At 40.8% G+C, this 21,382-nt stretch carries 23 protein-coding genes and 1 pseudogene; 19 read left to right on the top strand and 5 right to left on the bottom strand.

Annotated elements, in window-relative coordinates:
- The first annotated feature begins 149 nt into the window (after positions 1 to 149).
- Positions 150 to 2,720 (top strand): vitamin B12-dependent ribonucleotide reductase, encoded by a 2,571-nt coding sequence (locus ACIQZD_RS01940; protein WP_402897612.1) that lies wholly within the window; start codon positions 150 to 152, stop codon positions 2,718 to 2,720.
- Between the two features lie 143 nt (positions 2,721 to 2,863).
- On the opposite strand, the gene ACIQZD_RS01935 is transcribed toward ACIQZD_RS01940, so the two are convergent.
- Positions 2,864 to 3,049: a hypothetical protein gene (locus tag ACIQZD_RS01935; RefSeq protein ID WP_402897610.1), complete on the bottom strand. Its 186-nt coding sequence runs from the start codon at positions 3,047 to 3,049 to the stop codon at positions 2,864 to 2,866.
- A 138-nt stretch (positions 3,050 to 3,187) separates the two neighbouring features.
- On the opposite strand from ACIQZD_RS01935, the gene splB reads away from it, so the two are divergent.
- Positions 3,188 to 4,213 carry a spore photoproduct lyase gene (gene splB / locus ACIQZD_RS01930; RefSeq protein ID WP_402897608.1) on the top strand — a complete coding sequence of 342 codons (1,026 nt, stop codon included), beginning with the start codon at positions 3,188 to 3,190 and terminating at the stop codon, positions 4,211 to 4,213.
- A gap of 84 nt (positions 4,214 to 4,297) precedes the next feature.
- Positions 4,298 to 5,179, top strand: coding sequence for a patatin-like phospholipase family protein (locus tag ACIQZD_RS01925; protein ID WP_402897606.1), 882 nt, complete (start codon positions 4,298 to 4,300; stop codon positions 5,177 to 5,179).
- Between the two features lie 23 nt (positions 5,180 to 5,202).
- On the opposite strand, the gene ACIQZD_RS01920 is transcribed toward ACIQZD_RS01925, so the two are convergent.
- Together ACIQZD_RS01920 and ACIQZD_RS01915 are read right to left on the bottom strand one after the other, a co-directional pair.
- Complete coding sequence (locus ACIQZD_RS01920) at positions 5,203 to 5,577, bottom strand: SA1362 family protein (protein ID WP_048677789.1); 375 nt, start codon at positions 5,575 to 5,577, stop codon at positions 5,203 to 5,205.
- Positions 5,578 to 5,715: 138 nt separating this feature from the next.
- A complete protein-coding gene (locus ACIQZD_RS01915; RefSeq protein WP_402897604.1) occupies positions 5,716 to 6,669 on the bottom strand; it encodes a DUF1385 domain-containing protein in 954 nt (317 codons plus the stop codon).
- 332 nt (positions 6,670 to 7,001) lie between these two features.
- On the opposite strand from ACIQZD_RS01915, the gene ACIQZD_RS01910 reads away from it, so the two are divergent.
- From ACIQZD_RS01910 to efp, 4 genes are all read left to right on the top strand, one after another.
- Positions 7,002 to 7,514 carry a YqhR family membrane protein gene (locus tag ACIQZD_RS01910; protein WP_402897602.1) on the top strand — a complete coding sequence of 171 codons (513 nt, stop codon included), beginning with the start codon at positions 7,002 to 7,004 and terminating at the stop codon, positions 7,512 to 7,514.
- A gap of 93 nt (positions 7,515 to 7,607) precedes the next feature.
- Positions 7,608 to 8,054: a type II 3-dehydroquinate dehydratase gene (gene aroQ / locus ACIQZD_RS01905; RefSeq protein WP_402899844.1), complete on the top strand. Its 447-nt coding sequence runs from the start codon at positions 7,608 to 7,610 to the stop codon at positions 8,052 to 8,054.
- Entirely contained in the window at positions 8,055 to 9,116 is a 1,062-nt protein-coding gene (locus ACIQZD_RS01900; RefSeq protein ID WP_402897600.1) for a M24 family metallopeptidase, read from the top strand.
- Between the two features lie 27 nt (positions 9,117 to 9,143).
- Positions 9,144 to 9,701, top strand: a complete 558-nt coding sequence (gene efp / locus ACIQZD_RS01895) for an elongation factor P (protein ID WP_034308328.1) — start codon at positions 9,144 to 9,146, stop codon at positions 9,699 to 9,701.
- A 715-nt stretch (positions 9,702 to 10,416) separates the two neighbouring features.
- Here the strand turns inward: efp and ACIQZD_RS01890 are convergent.
- Together ACIQZD_RS01890 and ACIQZD_RS01885 are read right to left on the bottom strand one after the other, a co-directional pair.
- Positions 10,417 to 10,911, bottom strand: coding sequence for a DinB family protein (locus ACIQZD_RS01890; protein ID WP_402897598.1), 495 nt, complete (start codon positions 10,909 to 10,911; stop codon positions 10,417 to 10,419).
- A gap of 150 nt (positions 10,912 to 11,061) precedes the next feature.
- Positions 11,062 to 12,069 (bottom strand): annotated as a pseudogene (locus tag ACIQZD_RS01885) (IS1595 family transposase).
- Between the two features lie 261 nt (positions 12,070 to 12,330).
- Between ACIQZD_RS01885 and spoIIIAA the strand changes: the two are divergent.
- The 12 genes from spoIIIAA to nusB all read left to right on the top strand — a co-directional run bounded on the left by spoIIIAA (position 12,331) and on the right by nusB (position 21,314).
- Positions 12,331 to 13,263, top strand: coding sequence for a stage III sporulation protein AA (gene spoIIIAA / locus ACIQZD_RS01880; protein ID WP_402897596.1), 933 nt, complete (start codon positions 12,331 to 12,333; stop codon positions 13,261 to 13,263).
- Positions 13,256 to 13,771, top strand: coding sequence for a stage III sporulation protein SpoIIIAB (gene spoIIIAB / locus ACIQZD_RS01875; RefSeq protein ID WP_402897594.1), 516 nt, complete (start codon positions 13,256 to 13,258; stop codon positions 13,769 to 13,771). Before spoIIIAA ends, spoIIIAB begins: the two co-directional genes overlap by 8 nt.
- A gap of 21 nt (positions 13,772 to 13,792) precedes the next feature.
- A complete protein-coding gene (spoIIIAC, locus tag ACIQZD_RS01870; protein WP_034308319.1) occupies positions 13,793 to 13,996 on the top strand; it encodes a stage III sporulation protein AC in 204 nt (67 codons plus the stop codon).
- 14 nt (positions 13,997 to 14,010) lie between these two features.
- Positions 14,011 to 14,400, top strand: coding sequence for a stage III sporulation protein AD (gene spoIIIAD / locus ACIQZD_RS01865; RefSeq protein WP_094246647.1), 390 nt, complete (start codon positions 14,011 to 14,013; stop codon positions 14,398 to 14,400).
- A gap of 33 nt (positions 14,401 to 14,433) precedes the next feature.
- Positions 14,434 to 15,642, top strand: coding sequence for a stage III sporulation protein AE (spoIIIAE, locus tag ACIQZD_RS01860; protein ID WP_402897592.1), 1,209 nt, complete (start codon positions 14,434 to 14,436; stop codon positions 15,640 to 15,642).
- Between the two features lie 16 nt (positions 15,643 to 15,658).
- Positions 15,659 to 16,267: a stage III sporulation protein AF gene (gene spoIIIAF / locus ACIQZD_RS01855; RefSeq protein ID WP_402897590.1), complete on the top strand. Its 609-nt coding sequence runs from the start codon at positions 15,659 to 15,661 to the stop codon at positions 16,265 to 16,267.
- Between the two features lie 7 nt (positions 16,268 to 16,274).
- Complete coding sequence (gene spoIIIAG, locus ACIQZD_RS01850) at positions 16,275 to 16,946, top strand: stage III sporulation protein AG (RefSeq protein ID WP_260359032.1); 672 nt, start codon at positions 16,275 to 16,277, stop codon at positions 16,944 to 16,946.
- Between the two features lie 14 nt (positions 16,947 to 16,960).
- Positions 16,961 to 17,554, top strand: coding sequence for a SpoIIIAH-like family protein (locus tag ACIQZD_RS01845; RefSeq protein ID WP_137016195.1), 594 nt, complete (start codon positions 16,961 to 16,963; stop codon positions 17,552 to 17,554).
- 616 nt (positions 17,555 to 18,170) lie between these two features.
- Entirely contained in the window at positions 18,171 to 18,662 is a 492-nt protein-coding gene (gene accB, locus ACIQZD_RS01840) for an acetyl-CoA carboxylase biotin carboxyl carrier protein (protein WP_402897588.1), read from the top strand.
- 14 nt (positions 18,663 to 18,676) lie between these two features.
- Positions 18,677 to 20,029 (top strand): acetyl-CoA carboxylase biotin carboxylase subunit, encoded by a 1,353-nt coding sequence (accC, locus tag ACIQZD_RS01835; RefSeq protein WP_402897586.1) that lies wholly within the window; start codon positions 18,677 to 18,679, stop codon positions 20,027 to 20,029.
- Positions 20,030 to 20,066: 37 nt separating this feature from the next.
- The gene (locus ACIQZD_RS01830) at positions 20,067 to 20,471 is read left to right on the top strand and encodes an Asp23/Gls24 family envelope stress response protein (protein WP_222620245.1); all 405 of its coding nucleotides are present in this window, start codon (positions 20,067 to 20,069) and stop codon (positions 20,469 to 20,471) included.
- Between the two features lie 450 nt (positions 20,472 to 20,921).
- Positions 20,922 to 21,314 (top strand): transcription antitermination factor NusB, encoded by a 393-nt coding sequence (nusB, locus tag ACIQZD_RS01825; protein ID WP_101222528.1) that lies wholly within the window; start codon positions 20,922 to 20,924, stop codon positions 21,312 to 21,314.
- Positions 21,315 to 21,382 lie beyond the last annotated feature (68 nt).

The raw sequence follows: 21,382 nt of genomic DNA, 5'->3' as shown, positions 1-21,382 counted from the left end.
GAAATATTTAATGCGACACTATATGTTGATTTTTGAGTTTCGCTATGATAAATTTAGGGTACTTGTTAAGCGAAACGGACATGTAAGGCTACATAAGGATTTTTGCGGCAGCAAGAACGGATCTTGAAACATATAAAGGAGAGGGAATTATGTCGGTTGTAATAAAAGAAGCTTTAAAGGTTGATCTAGAAAGGTTGAATAAGGATATTTCTTTATTTCCCCAGGTTCACCCTGTAACGGCTGATATGAAAATGGCGCATAAGGGAGTGTCCCGTCTAGTCATGCTTGACCGCTATTCTTTTAAGGATACTGAAAAAATCACACTCTCGGCAGGCGATTTCGTCGTGTTGACGATTAAGGAAGATCCGAAATTCCCGGCAAGGGGTCTCGGTTACATCGTTGAAATAGATTGGGAAACAAAAAAAGCGAAGGTTTTGGTGGATGAAGAATTCCGTGGCGTTCTGGATAGTCCGGAAGAAATGGAGACGGGAATTGTAAATCGCCCTTTGGATATTATCGAAAAGCCGCTTGAAATATACTATGAACAAATTGCGAAACGTAATGCAACGGGATTGGCATCAGTGGAAACCACGGAAGAAAAGAGAACGGAATGGTTCAATAAATTCTATGAAGAATTAAAGAACCTTAATTTTGTCCCGGCAGGACGAGTATTATATGGTGCAGGTTCCAATACGGATGTTACTTATTTCAACTGCTATGTAATGCCATTCGTACCGGATTCACGTGAAGGTATTTCAGAACATAGGAAACAAGTGATGGAAATCATGAGCCGCGGCGGCGGAGTAGGAACGAACGGGTCGACACTGCGTCCAAGAAACACTTTGGCAAAAGGCGTAAACGGAAAATCCTCGGGTTCAGTGTCATGGCTTGACGATATTGCGAAACTGACGCATCTTGTTGAACAGGGCGGTAGCAGACGCGGCGCGCAAATGATCATGCTTGCTGATTGGCATCCTGATATTGCAGAGTTCATCATTTCTAAAATGCAAAACCCAAGGATTCTGCGTTACCTAGTGGAAAACACTGAAGATGAAGCCATCAAGAAATATGCGACGGATAAATTGAAATTCACGCCGCACACGGAACAGGAAACGGCTATGTATCAAGGGATCATCAATTATAAGGAGATTCCTGGCCAAGGCGGATTTAGCGAGAAAATCATTAGGGATGCAGAGGAAAAGCTCCGTACAGGGGGAACGTACAGTGTCCATAATTCTGATTTTCTGACTGGAGCCAACATCTCGATTTGCCTGACTAAGGAATTCATGGAAGCGGCTGAACAAGATGCGGAATACGAATTGCGTTTTCCTGATGTTGAAAGCTATAATGCCGAAGAAATGGCCATTTACAATGAAGAGTGGCATAATGTCGGTGATGTTCGTGAATGGGAGAAAATGGGTCACAAAGTCCGTGTTTACCGTAAAATCCGAGCTAAAGAGCTTTGGAATTTAATAAACATCTGTGCAACATATTCTGCTGAACCAGGTATTTTCTTTATCGATAATGCTAATGAAATGACGAATGCCAAAGCATACGGTCAACAGGTCGTAGCGACGAACCCTTGTGGAGAACAACCATTGGCACCATATTCAGTATGTAACCTTGCGGCAGTCAATTTGGCTGAAATGGCTGATAAAGAAAGCAAAACGGTTAATTTCGAGAAACTTAAGCAGACTGTCGAAGTCGGTGTGCGTATGCAGGACAATGTCATTGACGCAACTCCTTACTTCTTGGATGAAAACAAAAAACAGGCTCTGGGCGAGCGACGGGTTGGACTTGGTGTAATGGGTCTGCATGACCTTTTGATCTACTGTGAGACGGAATATGGCTCTGAAGAAGGAAATATCCTGGTTGACAAGGTGTTTGAAACGATTGCGACGACAGCTTACAGGGCTTCCGTGGAACTTGCTAAAGAAAAAGGCAGTTTCCCGTTCCTGATCGGGTCAACGGACAAAGAAACCGAGGAGCTTAGAACACGTTTCACACAAACCGGATTTATGGAAAAAATGCCTGAAGATATAAGGGAAAGTGTTGCTGCACATGGCATCCGTAACTCTCATTTATTGACAGTGGCTCCTACAGGAAGCACAGGAACGATGGTTGGGGTGTCAACAGGTCTTGAACCATATTTCTCCTTCACGTATTTCCGCAGCGGCCGTCTTGGTAAATTCATTGAAGTTAAGGCTGACATTGTACAGGAATACTTGGACCGTCATCCAGAAGCCGATACAGACGAGCTTCCAAAATGGTTCATTTCCGCTATGGAGTTAGCTCCAGAGGCACATGCTGATGTTCAATGCATCATTCAACGCTGGATTGACAGCTCGATCAGTAAAACGGTAAATGCTCCAAAAGGATATACTGTCGAACAAGTTGAAAAAGTATATGAACGTCTATACAAAGGCGGAGCAAAAGGCGGTACTGTATATGTGGATGGCAGCCGTGACAGTCAGGTTCTTACGCTCAAAGCGGAAGAAAACCAAATGGACGAGCAGCTTGAAATGGATGAATTGACAGATGTGGAAGTAAAGAAAAAAGTCGTATTGGTCGATACGATAAATGAACTGCGCTCGACTAACGTTACGATTGGGTCGGAAGTGGGCAACACTTGCCCGGTGTGCCGTAAAGGCGAAGTCCAGGAAATGGGCGGATGCAATACTTGCACGAATTGCGGAGCACAATTAAAATGCGGGCTATAAGCTGATGAAAGGGAAGTCGTTAAGTATGCTGCAAAGCTATCTTAACGGCTTTTTTTAGTGTCTTAAATGTTTGTTAGTGACAGTCTGTTATACAAATAGAGAAGACCGAATGAACGTAAATTCGGTCTTCTTTTTGCGTTCAATCAACCATTTTCATTTTGCTGCCTTATTTCCTTTTCGGCTAGATATTGATTGCCATCTTTCAATACCGAAAATTCATCGACAGAGTCTCCAGGTATATTCCTTGGATTTGGATATTTATTATCTGTTTGGACGGTGATCGCCTGTTTCCCAGTTCCATTTGTCAAGAAGTCTCGTTTATTAGCCATATTGCATCTCCTTCATTTTTGAATTTCCAAGTAAAAACAATGATGAGGATAACAGAATAAAGAAAAACTATCCTTATGAATTAGATTGTGTAGTTCGATTGAAAGTATGAACAAATCGATAAAAGATTGGAGAGCGAAATGAAACCATTTATGCCGCAGTTAGTGTATATAGAGCCCAGGGCACTGGAATACCCGCTTGGCCGGGAATTGAAAAAGAAATTCGAAGAATTGAACATTGAAATCCGTGAGACCACATCGCATAACCAAATTAGGGATCTTCCTGGAGAAAATGATTTGCAAAAATATCGTGTCGCAAAATCGACGCTTGTGGTAGGAATCAGAAAAACATTGAAATTCGATTCTTCAAAGCCATCTGCTGAATATGCCATCCCTCTTGCTACAGGGTGTATGGGGCATTGTCACTATTGCTATTTACAGACGACACTCGGATCGAAACCATATATTAGGACATATGTGAATCTTGACGAGATTTTCGAGGCAGCCGAAAAATATATAAATGAGAGAAAGCCTGAAATTACCCGTTTTGAGGCAGCCTGTACATCGGATATTGTCGGAATTGACCATTTGACACATTCTTTAAAAAGGGCCATAGAATATTTTGGTAAAAGTGAATATGGGGTTTTAAGGTTCGTAACTAAATTTCATCATGTTGACCATCTGTTGGATGCTGAACATAATGGAAAAACGAGATTTCGGTTCAGTATAAATTCGCGTTTTGTGATAAAGAATTTCGAGCCAGGCACTTCGAGCTTCGAGGAAAGGATGGAAGCGGCACGCAAAGTGGCAGGTGCCGGATATCCCCTGGGTTTTATCGTAGCTCCAATATATCGTCATGAAGCATGGAAGGAGGGCTATCACGAATTATTCGAAAGATTGAGTGAGGCGTTAAAAGGGATGGATATACCGGATTTGACTTTTGAATTAATCCAGCATCGGTTCACTGGTCCAGCAAAAAAAGTGATTCAAAAAAACTACCCGAAAACAAAATTGGAACTGGACGAAACGAAGCGTAAATATAAATGGGGCCGATATGGCATTGGTAAATATGTTTATCAAACCGAAGAAGCCGCAGAACTGGAAACGACCATTCGTGGGTATATCGCGGAATTTTTCCCGAAAGCGGAAATTCAGTATTTTACCTGATGAAGGCAATTTTCCATTTAAAACTGTCATAAATCCCTCTAATCCTGCTTAGAAATGTAAAGACCGGATTAGGGGAGGGCAGCTATGATTATTGACGGCGTTTTTTCCGGAGGCGGGATTAAAGGCTATGGTTTAGTGGGAGCCCTGCAGGAATTAGAAGAACGGGGATTTGTATTCCATCGGACAGCCGGTACAAGTGCAGGATCCATAATTGCAGCTTTCGTGGCAGCCGGGTACACCGGAAAAGAAATGGAAAAGCTATTTCTTGATATAGATTTAAGCGGCCTGCTGGATAAAAGGCGTGGTCTTTTGCCTATCCCGCTTGCCAAATGGCTCCTTGTATACTGGAAACTTGGCCTTTATAAAGGCGACGCATTGGAAGGTTGGATTGCCAGTAAACTTGCCGAAAGGAATGTAGTCACCTTTAAGGATGTTCGACCGAACTCCCTTCGTATCATAACCTCTGACATCACAAATGGGAAATTGGTGGTTCTGCCTGATGATCTACCGAACTATGGCATTGATCCGATCACTTTTCCAGTTGCAAAGGCAGTAAGAATGAGTTGTAGCATTCCTTATTTCTTTGAGCCAGTCAAACTCGATGTCGGTAAAAGCAAGTACCTTTTTGTTGATGGAGGTGTTTTGAGCAATTTTCCTATGTGGTTATTCAATTCAGATCATGTAAGGAAGGAACGGCCGGTCATAGGCTTGCGGCTGAGTGTCGATGAGATATGGAAACCGCATGAGGTGGACAATGCAGTTGAATTGTTCTCCGCACTATTCAAAACGATGAAAGATGCCCATGATGCACGATATATCTCCAAGAAACATGTCCATAATATTGTATTTATCCCTATGAAGGGAATTTCTGCAATGGATTTCAATCTGAATGATGAACAAAAGGGTGAATTGATGAAACGGGGAAGACAGTGCACGAAAGAATTCCTTAAAAATTGGACTTATTGATGATAAATAAAAAAATCGGGCTCTTAAAAAGAAGCCCGATTTTTCTTTTTATTCTTTTTCCCTTCGATGACGGTTAAGTGACTATCCGTTTTCTTTCTCCATTTTATTTTCTTTGATGATTTTGCTGCAGAGAAGCTAGCCACATTATCTTTTTTCGAAGTTCGGTTTTTTAGCCTTTTTTTCGATTGGCGGGCAGCCTTTCGGAATGCTTGCTGCTCTTTCTTAACTGGTTTTCCCTTTGTTAATCCGGTATAAATCATATAAATAATCCCTGCGACAATGGCTATTATGAGAATGTTTCTAAAAAAGCCAATCGGGTCATTAAATAGTCGGCTCAATAGTCCGAGGACTCCGAGGGCGATGATTCCGTATATCATGAAAGATATGAAACGTTTCAACAAAGACACCTCCTTAAGAGCATCATAAGCATTTTTAGCTTATTTTAAACATTCTTCATGTAAAATATTTGAAAAAAATGAAGGTCATTCCCTTAGTTTAGTATATGATTTTTCATAATCAAAATGTGTATAGATGTTTTACACAATTACATCCGGTTCTAAACCTTTTTTGGTCTCTTTTTCCATCCTTAAAAGTTCTTGGAAGGAGGCTAATGCGACTTCGACTTGATCATCTGTCGGGGCTTTGGTTGTCAATAACTGAAGCCAAAGGCCGGGATAGCCAAGGTAACGCAGAATGGGAATATCCTTTACTTTGTTGGTCAACTGCAATACCTCGAAGGCTATGCCAAGCACGACGGGGATAAGCAAAACGCGATCCACGACACGGAGCCATAATGGATCGGTCGGAACCAACATATAGACGAACATGCCTACAATGACTGTAAATAATATAAAGCTGCTGCCACAGCGATAATGAAGGCGTGAACTTGCCTGCACATTAGCTACGGTCAATTCTTTTCCGCTTTCAAAGCAATTGATCACTTTATGCTCTGCTCCGTGATACTGAAAGACCCGCTTGATCAATGGCGTCATGGATACTACGTAAATGTATACCAGCAATAATATCAACTTGAACAAGCTTTCCATTAAAACCTGGGCCATATGGCCGCTGAAAATGGGTCTTGTCAATTCAGCAAGAAAGACTGGAATCAAAGTGAAAAGCAGCTTCCCGAATAGGAAGGAAAGAACACCGATTACGGCAACTCCAAGCCATACACTCATTTTAGAAGATTCTTTCGTTTCATTTTTCTTTTCTTCCTGCTTTTCCCCGTCTTCTTCTTCATACTGTTCAGTTGAAAAGTTCAGATGTTTCGAGCCTGTGGCACTTGACTGAACCAGTGATACGATACCCCGTAGAAAAGGTACTCTTTTTAAGCTGTTGACAACAGGTTTCGATTCACGAGGCAGATGATAATATACAATCGTCGAATCTTTGCGGCGTACCGCAGTGACTGTGTGATGTTTGCCGCCAAACATGACGCCTTCCACAACAGCCTGCCCTCCGTAAACGGGTTTTTGAACCTCAGACATTTCTACACCAACCTAATAGTTATTCACGTAGCTCTCTCAAGGGTGCTAACATGTTTATTATCAAGCATCACAAGGGTAAAGGCGCTCCTCCAAAATTGAATGGAAGCTTTAACCCTGCAAGTACTTTATGAATGTTGAATCACAGGAAGGTAGTATCCCGTGTACATTATAAACTTCAACAGAGGATGGGTATTTTCCTCTGAAAAAAGCAGATTATTTATGATTTAATCATACAGAATAAATCACAAAACCTCTAGTGATTCTCCTTCCTAAGAATAAAAAAAAATAGTTCTATTTAACAAAGGGCATACTACGTAGCGGAGGTGATTGATATGTCTTCTAATGAAAAAGGACAAATTCAACAGGAATATCAAAGCATGTTAATCTACAATGTACTTGCTGTCGGTTTCGTTGGGGGGGCTTTAGCCAGTTTTATCGGAATCATAGCCCATTATATTAACTTTATGGATTTTAGCCCAAAATTCATACTTACTTCGTGGTCCAATATGACCTGGATCGATCATTGGCTCGGTACGGTAATGACCATAATTTTGTTCGGAATTCTATCCGTGGGGATCGCTTTTATATACTATAGTCTTTTTAAAAGGATGAAGAGTATTTTTCCGGGTATTATTTTGGGGGTGGTTTGCTGGGCTTTGCTGGTATTTGTCCTGAAACCGATGTTCATCGATTTGCCAACCTTTTCTAAAATGTCAGCAAATACGGTTATAACTAGTGTATGCATTTTTATTATATACGGTCTTTTTGTAGGGTTTTCTATATCATACGATCAACAGGAATATATCCGTCAAAAAAACAAAGCCGAGAAGCAATCGGAAAGCTGATTGCTTCTTGGTTGTAAAAAAGTAGTAAGACAATTTGTAATTATGATAGAATGTTCATGGAAAGCATTCTTTTAACATGAGCAGGTGTTGATGATGACAAAAATCTTACTAATCAATGGTCCGAATTTAAATCGCTTGGGGAAGCGGGAACCTGCGCATTATGGATCCTCGACGCTTGCGGATGTGGAAGCGCAATTAATGCAGCAAGCTCAAGGGTTAGATGTGGAATTGACTTCTTTTCAAACTAACCATGAAGGAGCGATTATCGACAAGCTCCATTGGTCAGAGGATCATGGGATCGACGGGATTATCATTAATCCTGGAGCTTTTACTCATTATAGCTATGCGATTCGTGATGCAATAGCCGGAATTGATGTTCCAGTGGTGGAAGTGCATATTTCGAACATACATGCCCGTGAAAGCTTTCGGCATGAATCAGTGACCGCAGCGGTAACGGCGGGACAGATTGTCGGCTTGGGGATACACGGATATGAATTGGCGTTGCAGGCGATCACAAAGATTGCAAAGGGGAGAAATTAAATGAATAAACTAATGCGCTTAAGAGCCTCAATGGAAAAGGCGGGCATTGATGGTTTTTTGATTACCAGTACATATAACCGTCGATTCATGACCAACTTTACGGGAAGTGCAGGCGTAGTGCTTATTTCCCAAAAAGAAGCTAAATTCATCACTGATTTCAGATACGTGGAACAAGCGGGCAAGCAGGCACCGGACTATGAGATCGTTCAACACAAGGGAACCATCATCGAAGAAGTCGGCAAGCAGGCTAAAGCGATGAATATTGGCAAGCTGGGCTTTGAGCAAGAACACCTGACTTATGCTACATATAAGGCATACGAAGCGGCCATTGATGGTCAACTTTTGCCGGTGTCGGGGGTAATTGAGAATTTACGCTTGATAAAGACTTCATCAGAGATTAAGATATTAAAGGAAGCGGCTGCTATTGCTGATGCTGCGTTTACACATATTCTGGATTTCCTGCGTCCAGGGATCTCGGAACTGGATGTATCCAATGAACTTGAGTTCTTTATGAGGAAACAAGGGGCAACTTCTTCTTCCTTCGATATTATTGTAGCATCCGGCTTAAGGTCCGCACTTCCTCATGGAGTGGCTACGGATAAAATCATTGAAAAAGGCGATTTCGTCACATTGGATTACGGGGCATACTATAATGGGTATGTGTCTGACATCACTCGGACATTAGCGGTTGGCAAGCCAAGTGAAGAACTTATTAATATTTATGACATTGTTTTAGAAGCTCAACTGCGAGGGATGGCTGGGATCAAACCTGGTATGACTGGCAGGGAAGCGGATGCACTAACTCGAAATCTAATTGAAGAAAAGGGATATGGGCAGTATTTTGGACATTCGACCGGACATGGAATCGGTCTTGAAGTTCATGAAGGTCCAGCATTATCCGTTAGGTCTGATATCATTTTAGAACCAGGTATGGCCGTAACCGTTGAACCGGGCATTTACTTACCGGGGGTAGGCGGAGTGCGGATTGAAGATGATACAATCGTTACACTTGATGGTAACGAAGCACTTACTCATTCAACCAAAGAGTTAATCATTCTGTAAACATGTACATGTAGGAGGACAAATTTTATGATTTCTGTAAACGATTTTCGCACGGGTGTTACGATTGAAGTAGATAATGGAATTTGGCAGGTTATCGAGTTCCAACACGTTAAACCTGGTAAAGGTGCAGCTTTTGTACGTTCTAAACTTCGTAACCTTCGTACGGGTTCAATCCAAGAGAAAACATTCCGTGCTGGTGAAAAAGTTGCTAAAGCACATATCGAAAACCGCAAGATGCAGTACCTTTATGCAAGTGGAGATAGCCATGTATTCATGGATAACGAAACATATGACCAAATCGAGCTGCCTGCATCAAGCATTGAACGTGAACTTAAATTCCTTAAGGAAAATATGGAAGTGCATATCATGACTTTCCAAGCGGAAACACTTGGGGTAGAGCTTCCAAACACAGTGGAACTTGAAGTGGCGGAAACGGAGCCGGGAATTAAAGGCGATACATCTTCAGGCGGCACGAAGTCAGCCGTACTTGAGACGGGCCTTTCGGTTCAAGTTCCATTCTTCATCAACCAAGGTGACAAACTATTGATCAATACAAATGAAGGATCATACGTATCACGTGCATAAATGAAAGAAGACCGAGGTGAAGATCTCGGTTTCAGTTGGTAGACAAAAAGGTTTCGGAATGGACTCATTCCGAAACCTTTTTGATTTTTTAGTGGATTTGACTTCATGATGACGCAGATGATTCCATATATTCTTGCCGAATATGGCGTGTCACCACTATCTGATGGTCTTTACTTTCTGTACACTGTAGGATTTGTACTCACGATAGCCCTTTTTATTTGTTGTTGTGTACTTTAAATCTCCATTTTACAAGCTGGCACCAGTTGGTCTAAAGTAATCATTTCAAGCTGATCTCGCTGAATAGAATCATGTTAAAAAAAGAATCCTCATCACCTCAAGTTTTAATAATTCTATTTTAAAACAATAAAGACTTTAGGCAAAAGGGTTCTATGTAAAAGTTAAAACAAAGTTGATTGGAGCGGGTTCCTACGTTCCAATCAACGTCCAAATTGTACAAGCCATAAAAAAACTGTAGGCAAACTCGATTTTCATCGAGTTTGTCTACAGAAAAGAAGACTTGGTTATCCTTCATGTTTTACCAGTGGAACCCTCACTGGATTTCTGAAATCAACTGCAACTTTTATTAAATAGGCTTTGTTAAGTAGTATTGTTGTTTTTCAGGTATAAAATATGGGAACGTCCGATTTGGACGTTCCGTTCTTATTCCATTAAAGCCCCCTATAATGGAATAACCCATAAAGTTAATGAAGCTTTTTTAAAAGCTGCGTTTCCCTGGCCAAGCTCCTTGCATTTTACTAAGGAATACGATTTGCCCAATATGATATGCGTCGTGCATTGCTAAACTCTTCAGTTCAAGCACTAATGAATTATCTTCTCCTGGGATCTGTCTATACAAATCTTCATGTTCTGATTTTGCTAGTATTTTTCCAAGTTCACGATGAACATAAAAGTATTCTTGTTTTGTTTCCTTCCAATTTTCTAACGTCTCAGTTGGTAATCGAAATGTAGATTCATTATTTTCTGCCTGTGGTTCATTCGCTGTTTCACCAAGAAATCGCATCAGATATCTCTTTTCATAGAAAAGTAAATGACAAACTAATTCCCAAATGGAATTCATTGCCCCATCAGCTGGTTTCCAAATTGCCTGTTCAAAAGTAATATCCTCTAGCACTTTTTCAAGTGGTGGAAACCAGTCTTCTTCATCTAAGCAGCTTGCCCATTGTTGTAACAAAAGTGTCTTTACATCCATTTTCTATTCCCTCCAATTTAATCCCTTTAATAGATGATCCCTTTGGTCAAAATTCATTTGCGTCGTGTTGTAGATAGCTCATTAATTAAGGTGTCATGCCAATTCCTTGTTCAATTAAACTGGCCCTTTAACGGAACAATTAACGTTCCGTTAATTGGAAAATTCTGATAACTTTAGTTTATCATAAGTTGTGTTAACTGAGAAAGAACAACTGTCTAAAACCGTTTTGGTTATCGTAAAGTTATCTTTTATATGTTTGATGGTGTCTAAGAATTGGAACCAGCTCAAATAATGGTCTAGATATTTAGTCGCTACACCATTAAAACGCTCCATCCAGCTCTTTAAACGGCTGTGATAAATCCTTTAACCCGCTCCCTGCCATTTGCTTTATAGCGATGATGCTCAATTCCTTTTTCTTTGGCATAAGTCATAAACGCCCGCCAAGCATCCGTACATAGAACATTTTGAATTCATAGCTTGGAATCTAACACTTCGTCCAATCTCTTTTTTATAATACGCCCTTTTCATATTGTTTTGGAAAACGTCCTCTTTTGGCGGTCTCTGGCTACAAGAACGCATACTTGGTCCTTACTTATTCCTCTAAACTCCGAACTACCACCGCGTAACCTTGGTTTTCGACCTTGGCTATTCTGTTTTTCCTTTCTCGGAATAAAGGAAATAGGTTTCATCCATTTCTACTATGCCTTCGAAAAGTTCAAAATCCATCTGTTTCAATGCAGTTAGAATTTTATGTCTCCAATAAAAAAGCGTCACATAATGAGCACCAATGAGTTTAGCTGATTTCCGAAGGGAATACCCTTCAATCATGCATTCGATGAACGGAAGTCATTTACTAGGCATATGAGTTCTGTGAAGAGGAGTGTTCGTCATATCTGTGAATGTTTTACCGCGCTCTTTGCAGCGGTATGTTTGACGTTCAATGGTATTGATTGAAGTTTTTACCTGATATTTACCGAAGCAATGACATTAGTGGATTGACAATGGGTGCAGGTCTTTGTGTTTCTGTTCTGATACATCAGTGAATACAGACTCTGTTTCTCCCGCACTCCCTAATGGGTTTGTGAAGAACTCCTTCAATCGCTGCTGGTCTCTTTGGCTAAGATTTCTGATTTGGTTAATTATGTCAGATAATACCATTAAAACTCACTCGCTCTCGGAAATTTTAATTCGTTTTAGAACAACTGTTCGGGTAAATCAAATAACAACATTATTCTTTAACAAAACCATTAAATAAAAAGACTGTAGACCGAGATTAATTTCTCGGACTTTTTTTGTCTTTTTAAGATCCGAAGTCATAAAAAAATCAATATATGGTCTGTTTCTTTAATAGCCTGTCATCTTTGCAGGCTGGTCGGCATATATTTTATTGAAAGTGGTGTATACAGGAGGATTGTCAAAATGGAAACGATTCTTTCTTTTTTACCGAAAAAATTATACGAGCAACTCCGGGGTATGACACCGATGATGATCGATAAGATGGAAGAGCTGCGAATTCGGGTTGGAAGGCCGCTTGAGGTCATTGTAGGAGGGGAACCATACTTCTTTTCCTATGAAGTGACCCATTCGGATGCGGATCAATTATTGAATCAAATAGGTCAATTTTCGTTATATACACTTGAGGAAGAATTAAAGCGAGGATATATAACCATAGCAGGCGGACATCGGGTGGGGCTTGCTGGCAAGGTGATTTTGGAAAATGGGTCGGTCAAAGCGATCAGGGATATTTCCTCCTTCAATATTCGGGTTGCACGTGAAAAAATAGGTGCAGCTGAACCGCTCACTTCTTACTTATATGACGGGGAATGGCAGCATACAATGTTGATTGGTGCTCCGCAAACGGGAAAAACGACCATATTACGTGATATTGCAAGAATGATATCCAGTGGTAATGAAAAACACGGCATTGCCCCTCAAAAGGTGGGGATAGTGGACGAGCGCTCGGAAATTGCCGGATGTGTTCATGGAGTGCCGCAGCTCCGATTTGGAACAAGGGTTGATGTGCTCGATGGATGTCCTAAAGCGGAAGGGATGATGATGATGATCCGTTCGATGTCCCCGGATGTATTGATCGTGGATGAAATAGGCCGCGCAGAGGATACGCAGGCTGTGCTGGAGGCCGTGAACGCAGGTATTAAACTCATGATAACTACACATGGTCATACACTGGATGAAATTAAAAAGCGACCTTTTATCGCAGAAATATTAAAGCAAAACATCTTTGAACGGTTTATAGAATTACAGAGAAGTAAATCCGGTAAGAGGAGCTACAATGTCCTTGATGCTGCGGGAGTTCCCATTTTCTTGGGGGAAAGTGTGAACACGCATGTTTAAGTTAATAGGTGCAGCGATAATTATTATTGCAACGACATGGGCAGGTTTCGAAGCTGCGAAAAAATTAAGTATGAGGCCTCGTCAACTGAGACAGCTGAAAGTCGCCATGCAATCGCTTGAAGCCGAAATAATGTTTGGTCATACACCTTTGAAAGAAGCGTCAAGGAAACTTTCTAAACAGATGGCCAAACCTTTATCCATCTTTTTCGATGCATTTGCAAACCGACTCGAGTCCGGAGAGACCACCGTCAAGGAAGCATGGGATGATAGTTTGAAGAAAATATGGCATTCACTTGCTTTAAAACAGGGAGAATTCGAGATTCTTTCACAGTTTGGGGAGACGCTTGGAAAAAGCGATAAATATCATCAGCAAAAGCAAATCATGCTAACGATGGCACACTTGGAACGGGAAGAGAGCGATGCACTCGACCGACAGGGAAAATATGAAAAAATGATGAAAAGTCTTGGTTTTTTATCAGGGTTATTATTGATCATCTTGCTGATGTAGGAATATGTGGGGGGAATGAAAATGGGCATTGATGTGGACATCATATTTAAAATAGCGGGTGTGGGGCTAGTAGTGGCATTTCTTCACACGATACTCGATCAGGTTGGGAAGAAGGAATATGCACAGTGGGTGACACTTTTCGGATTCATCTATATTTTATTCATGGTAGCTTCTGTAGTAGAGGATTTATTTCAAAAAATTAAATCTGTATTTCTATTTCAGTAAGGGAGGGATTCGCGATTGAAATCATAAAAATCGTGGCCATTGCCCTAGTTGCCACCTTTTTGGCACTGATCGTCAAAGAGCAAAAACCAAATTTCGCCTTCCTGCTTGTCGTTTTTGTAGGATGCTCCATTTTTCTTTTTTTGGCTGACAAAATATACGAAATTATTTTAATGTTAGAAAAAATCGCGGTTAATGCGAATGTAAATACCGTGTATCTAGAGACCATCTTAAAAATAATCGGAATTGCCTATATTGCAGAATTCGCTTCTCAAATTACAAAAGATGCAGGGCAAGGTTCCCTCGCTTCCAAAATAGAATTAAGCGGAAAAATCTTGATTCTTGCCATGGCGATTCCGATTTTAACGGTCATTATCGAAACGATTTTACAGATGCTCCCAAGTTAACGGATTACTTCTACTAGTCAATGAGGTGAATGTATGAAGCAGCGGATGCCTTACTTATCCATTCTATTCGTTTTACTCTTTTTTTTGCATGCATCTATTGGACAAGCTGCCGAAAATCCTGAAAATGGTGAAATCGAACAAGAGCCGATCATGCAGTCCGAGCTGGTACAAGCCCAAATAGAAAGGCTGGGTGTCGATGAGCTCAAACAATATTGGGATGACATCGTTACGGAATATGGAGGATTTCTACCGGAAAGCCAGAAAGGGAGCTTTATGGACTTCGTAAGCGGCGATAAGAAATTTTCCTTTGACGAATGGATAAAGGGAATGACAAAATTCATTTTTCATGAACTGCTCGTGAATGGAAAGCTGCTGGGATCACTCATTTTATTAACCGTTTTCAGCATGTTCCTCCAGTCTTTGCAGAATGCGTTCGAGCAAAGCTCCGTGAGTAAGGTCGCTTATGCAATCGTTTATATGGTGCTGATCATTTTGGCACTTAACAGTTTTCATGTAGCGATTGAATATACAAAAGATACGATAGATTTGATGATTTCCTTTTTAATGGCGCTCATCCCTTTACTCTTGGCATTGATAGCTGCTTCAGGGGGACTTGTATCAGCAGCTTTCTTTCACCCGGTATTAATGTTTTTGATGAATACCAGCGGTATCTTGATCCAGTTTGTCGTCCTTCCGTTATTATTCTTTGCAGCGATTTTAAGCATCGTCAGCACGCTGACCGAACATTATAAAGTGACACAGCTGGCACAGCTTCTCCGTAATTTTGCCATCGGTATCCTTGGGGCATTCATGACCATATTTCTTGGTGTAATATCCGTTCAGGGGGCATCATCTGCTGTAGCTGACGGAGTGACGATCAGGACGGCCAAATTCGTGACAGGTAACTTTATACCGGTAATAGGGCGCATGTTTACCGATGCAACGGATACGGTCATAAGTGCCTCCGTTCTTTTGAAGAATACAGTCGGCTTGTCTGGCGTCATCATACTCTTGCTCATTACCACGTTTCCCGCCATAAAAATCCTGATGATTTCTTTTGTCTATAAATTGGCAGCGAGTCTTTTGCAGCCGCTTGGCGGAGGACCTGTAATAAAATGCCTTGACATTATTAGTAAAAGCATGATTTATATTTTCGCTGCATTGGCCATTGTCTCACTCATGTTTTTTTTAAGTATCACGGTAATTATCGCCTCTGGAAACATTACCTTGATGGTTCGTTAGAAAGGAGGAGGGCTTGGTGAGTTTTTTAGCTGGCTGGGTATCCAACATCATCATATTTGTATTGCTGGCTACTGTGATCGATATGCTTCTTCCGAATTCAGCTTTACAGAAGTATGCCAAAATGGTTATCGGACTTTTACTGATTGCGATCATCATCACTCCTATATTGGGATTATTCAATAAGGATTTCGATGATATTCTCACTGCGGCTACTAGTGAATTTGAGGATCAGAAAAAAAAAGATTTAGGAAATTTGACAGAAATGAAGAAAAAAGAAATACAAGCTACCCAGGGTGCATATATTTTAAAACAAATGGCTGTTGACTTACAGGCAGAAGTGGAAGAGGAGCTGATGGTGGATTATAACATGAAGATTAGTTCAATTGATGTAGGGGTCAAGAATGAGGAAGAACCTGGTGTTGATGATCTGCAGAACATAACCATCTCATTGGAAAAGGCAGAAGGGAAAGAAAACTCGGAGATAGAGGCAGTAGCGAAGGTTGATATCAATGCAGATAGCCCATCCACTTCAAATGATGCCAATCTGGATGCTGTCAAAAGGTTTCTGGCAACAAGTTGGTCTGTTGATGAAGAGATCATTGAAATCGCCGGGGAAAGGAAGTGACTGAGTATTGAACAAAGACAAAGGTCCATTATCCTGGCTGCAAAAACTATTAAATAAAGACCCTGACCAAAAAGAGCCTAAGGAAAAAAAACCTTCCCTGTATGTCTATGCTCTAATAGTTGTCCTTTTGGGATCGGGAATCATGATGGCCGGGAATTTGTTAACCACCAACCAGACGGGACAAACATCTGAAGTGACGACTGTATTCAATAATGATAAACAGCAGGATGATGAAGAGGATGTTGAAACATTCGGTCAGAAGAAATCAGAATTCAAGACTACAAAAGACTATGAAATATATCTACAGAATGAAATGAAGGAAGCGCTTGAATCCATCGCAGGCGTCCAGGATGTAAAAGTCGTAATCTACGTCGATGCATCCGAGAAGAAAGTATATGAACGAAACAAAGTCACCCAAAAACAAGTCACTGAAGAAACCGACCAGGAAGGCGGCAAAAGGACGGTCGAAGACACATCGGTTGATGAACAGCTCGTTTTGGTCAAGAGCGGTGAGAAAGAAGGACCGATCATTTCAGAAACGAAAAAACCTAGTGTACGAGGAGTCCTGGTAGTCGCAAAAGGGGCCGAAAACATTCAAATAAAGAAGTGGATCATCGAGGCTGTCACACGGTCACTTGATGTACCGAGTCACAGAGTTTCTGTCATGCCTAAAAAATAAGGGGGAAAATCTACATGTTATTAAAAAAACAAACCGTTTGGTTATTGACTATGCTAAGTTTGGTCGTTGTGCTTTCAGTCTATTATTTAACCGCTCCTGAAGAAAATGCCGCCGATATGACGTCAACAGAGCAAATGGAACAGGAAGAAAATAAAACTGAAAGTAAAACAGAGAACAAAGCGGATACAAAAGGGGAAACTAAAAGTGAAAAAGAAACGTCCAAAAATACAGAAGGTTCCTCTGTAACCATTGCATCTGGAGATGAGTTCGAATCCTTAAGGATGCAGATTGAAGATGAACGGGCGAAGCTGAATGAAGAGTTGACTGCAAAGATGGGCAACACAGAATTATCAGCTGAAGAACGAGACGAGGCTTATGCAAAAATCGAACAATTAAGTGAAACGAAAGTAAAAGAAAATATCATCGAAAACTTAATTGTTGCCATGGATTACAATGCCGCACTGGTCCGAGTGGACGGAACGGATGTAAAGGTGAGTGTCAAGGCCGATAAACAAACGAAAACAGAGGCTAATAACATTATCCGCCTCGTAAGGAAAGAAGTGAGCGATGCGCAAAATGTAGTGGTAGACTTCCAACCGGAAAAGTAATCACACATACAGAACGCTGATACAGAACAGTTCAACATCCTAAAAATTTGAAAGCCCTCCTTAATAAAAAAAGGGAGGCTTTTTATTATGATTTTTTTAACCTATCTCAAACCGGGAAACTTTAGAGGAAAAGTTTTTTTATGTCAATTGATATCAGGAACTCAAATAGAATCGGTGATATTCATTCTCCGTAATATTCTAGAAAAGTAATTATAGTGGATATTATTGCTGATTTTCTACGAGTGAAATGCAAAATTCAAGAGAAAGCGTTAAGGTGCCCCAGTTGAAAAATATTCACAATATTATAATAAAGGTGTAATATAAAAGAATGGATAACAAGTTACAACTAATCTATTATTGAATTTGTATAAGCTAATATTGTATGATGTTAGAAGCTGGTCATAAACTTTTCAATTCTCTAAGGGAAACAATATTTTGAGAAAGTGAAATATCTGTTATAATACAGATGAGGTTTGTATTCAGTTTATTCGCATTCGCATAAAGAAAGCGGCTACTTTGTGCAGTATTGGACAAAGTAGGATAAGCTAAGGGTAAGGTTACATAAAATATTATTGCCTCACAAACTCATATTAAATTAGACAAGGGGTGCCACAAAATGAAAGTGCAAGAAATTCGTGAAATTATTAAGCTAGTCGATCAATCAAATATCAGTGAATTCGTTTTTGAAAATGAAGGAACGAAAATTAAATTGAAAAAAACTGAAACGGGTACAGTATTACAACCAGCAGCAGCTCCAGCAGTTGTTCAAACCAATGCAGCTGTAGAGGTCAAGCCCGCAGCGGCCCCTGCCCCTGAAGTGCCGAAAGCTGTTGAACCTGCAAAACCGGCTGCAGCAGACACTGAAAATTTACATAAAATCACTTCTCCGATGGTCGGGACATTCTACCAATCTCCTGCACCGGATTCACCTGCATACGTAAAAACAGGCGATAAAGTAACGGGGGATTCCATCGTCTGCATCGTGGAAGCCATGAAGCTTTTCAATGAAATCGAAGCCGAAGTAAGCGGTGAAATCGTTGAAGTCCTTGTAAAAGAAGGCCAGCTTGTAGAATATGGTCAACCATTATTTTTAGTAAAGCCGGAATGAGGAGCTGTTTCTAAATGATTAAAAAGGTATTAATTGCCAATCGCGGGGAAATTGCTGTCCGAATCATCCGGGCATGCAAGGAATTAGGAATCGAGACTGTTGCGGTCTATTCAGAAGCAGATAAAGAAGCTTTACATGTTCAACTTGCGGATGAAGCATATTGCATCGGTCCTAAATTATCAAAAGACAGTTATTTAAATACAACGAACATTATCAGCACAGCCAAGAAAACGGGATCCGATGCGATTCACCCAGGATATGGATTCCTTGCTGAAAATGCTGACTTTGCTGAGCTATGCCGTGAATGCAATATCATTTTCATCGGTCCTAGCCCCGAAGCAATCAATAAAATGGGAACAAAGGACGTAGCAAGGGAAACCATGCGCAAAGCTGGTGTACCGATCGTTCCAGGTTCTAAAGGCATAATTAAGGATACGGATGAGGGTGTGGCTTTAGCTAATGAAATGGGCTATCCAGTCATCATCAAAGCTACTGCCGGCGGGGGCGGTAAAGGTATCCGCGTCGCAAGGACGGAAGAAGATCTCATTAAAGGCATTAACATCACACAACAGGAAGCCGCGACGGCATTTGGGAATCCAGGCGTGTATATTGAAAAGTTCATCGAGGACTTCCGGCACGTTGAAATACAGGTCATGGCAGATAATCATGGCAATGCCATCCATTTAGGTGAGCGTGATTGTACGGTCCAGCGACGTTTGCAAAAACTTGTTGAAGAAACCCCTTCACCGGCATTGGATGGTGAAACACGTGCGGAAATGGGGCAGGCTGCAGTTACGGCAGCACTTGCCGTTAATTATTCAGGTGCCGGAACAGTAGAATTTATTTATGACTATGTGAATAGAAAATACTACTTTATGGAAATGAATACACGTATCCAGGTTGAACACCCAGTTACAGAAATGGTAACGGGCGTGGATTTGATTAAAGAACAGATCAAAGTTGCTTCAGGCAGCAAACTATCGCTTTCGCAAGAGGATGTCACTTATAACGGATGGTCTATCGAATGCCGGATCAATGCGGAAAATCCAGAAAAGAATTTCATGCCTTCCGCAGGTAAGATTCAAATGTATTTACCTCCAGGCGGCTACGGAGTTCGTGTTGATTCCGCGGCATACCCTGGGTACTCGATACCGCCGTATTACGATTCCATGATCGCTAAATTGATTGTCCATGCACCTACTAGGGAAGAGGCAATCGAGAAGATGAAACGCGCCTTAGGTGAGTTTGTCATTGAAGGGATCAGTACCACAATTCCTTTCCATATTAAGTTACTTCAGCATGAACAATTTGTTTCCGGAGAATTTAATACCAAATTCCTTGAAATATATGATGTAATGAACTCATAATGTAAAGGAAGACAGGAGGTGCTTTTGAATGAGTGAAATGGAAGGCCAATTACTCGAAATGAATGATTATAATAGTGGGCTGGGCAAAGTGGAGATCGCACCTGAGGTAATAGAGGTGATTGCGGGTATCGCTGCATCGGAAGTTGAAGGTGTTGCACATATGCGCGGGAATTTCGCCACAGGTGTTGTTGAAAAGCTTGGGAAAAAGAACCACGGTAAAGGTGTTAAAGTGGACTTAACGGGAGAATCCATCAAAGTCGAACTTTATTGTGTCATGAAGTTTGGTGTTTCAATTCCGAAAGTTGCTCAGGAAGTGCAAGATAACATTCGTGAAGCTTTGTTGAATATGACCGCTATCGACGCGGGCGAAGTGAACATTCATGTAGTGGGCATTGCGTTTGAAAACGCTAAACAAGAAGCGGATTACGAACAAGAAGTGTAAGTGGCTTCATTCGATTCGCACCTGCAAAAACCCGGCAAAAAGCCGGGTTTTTGTTTTTTTGAATGTTAACTCCAGATACCCCGTTTTTGAGGCCTGCTTATAATATTAAATTTAAATGAACATAATAAGGCGGTGTCTGGAAGTTTCCCTTTAATTCAAGGGTGATTTCTGTTAGAGTGTAAAAGGTGAAATATGAGCATGAAAGCTAGGCATGAGCTTTTTGACACTTTCAAAAAGTATGGGACTGTGTTGGCCGTTTAATTCCGAATGTAATCTTGAATTGTTATCCTGAATCAAGATATTTGAGTCTTTTGGCCTTAATTTTAGTGGGATTCAGCTTGTTTTTTAAATAATATAGCGAAAATCTTAATATTTTTGAAAAAATGTTATTTAATGTTCGTTTGTTCTAGCATTTTCATATATAATAGTAGATGTTAAAGGAGTAAGATTATGAAAAGAAGAGAAGCCCGTGAAAAATCCCTTCAAGCACTATATCAAATAGATATTGCCAACTCGAATGCAGAAGAAGCAATGGAAAGCGTACTGGATGGTGCTCCTACTGATGAATACTTCAAGAAATTAGTAATGGGGATAACGGAAAATCGTGAACAAATTGATGGAATGATCAGGGACAATTTAGAGAATTGGACGTTGGAAAGACTGGCGAACATTGATCGGAATTTACTGCGGATCGCGGTTTATGAAATGATTCACAGTGAAGATGTTCCTGTAAGTGTCGCAATGAATGAAGCTATTGAAATTGCTAAGAAATTCGGTGATGATCAATCGAGCAGCTTTGTAAATGCCGTTTTATCCAAAGTGAAGGTGAAAAGCGGCAGCTAAAGCTGCAGCCTTGAACAAGGATTCTCTCAGCAATTTCTTTAGCAAAATTAACTTGGGGGGAATAAACA

It is taken from the genome of Peribacillus sp. NPDC096447, from assembly GCF_044762725.1.
Classification (GTDB): domain Bacteria; phylum Bacillota; class Bacilli; order Bacillales; family DSM-1321; genus Peribacillus.
This window is presented reverse-complemented; position numbering and strand designations above follow the sequence as displayed.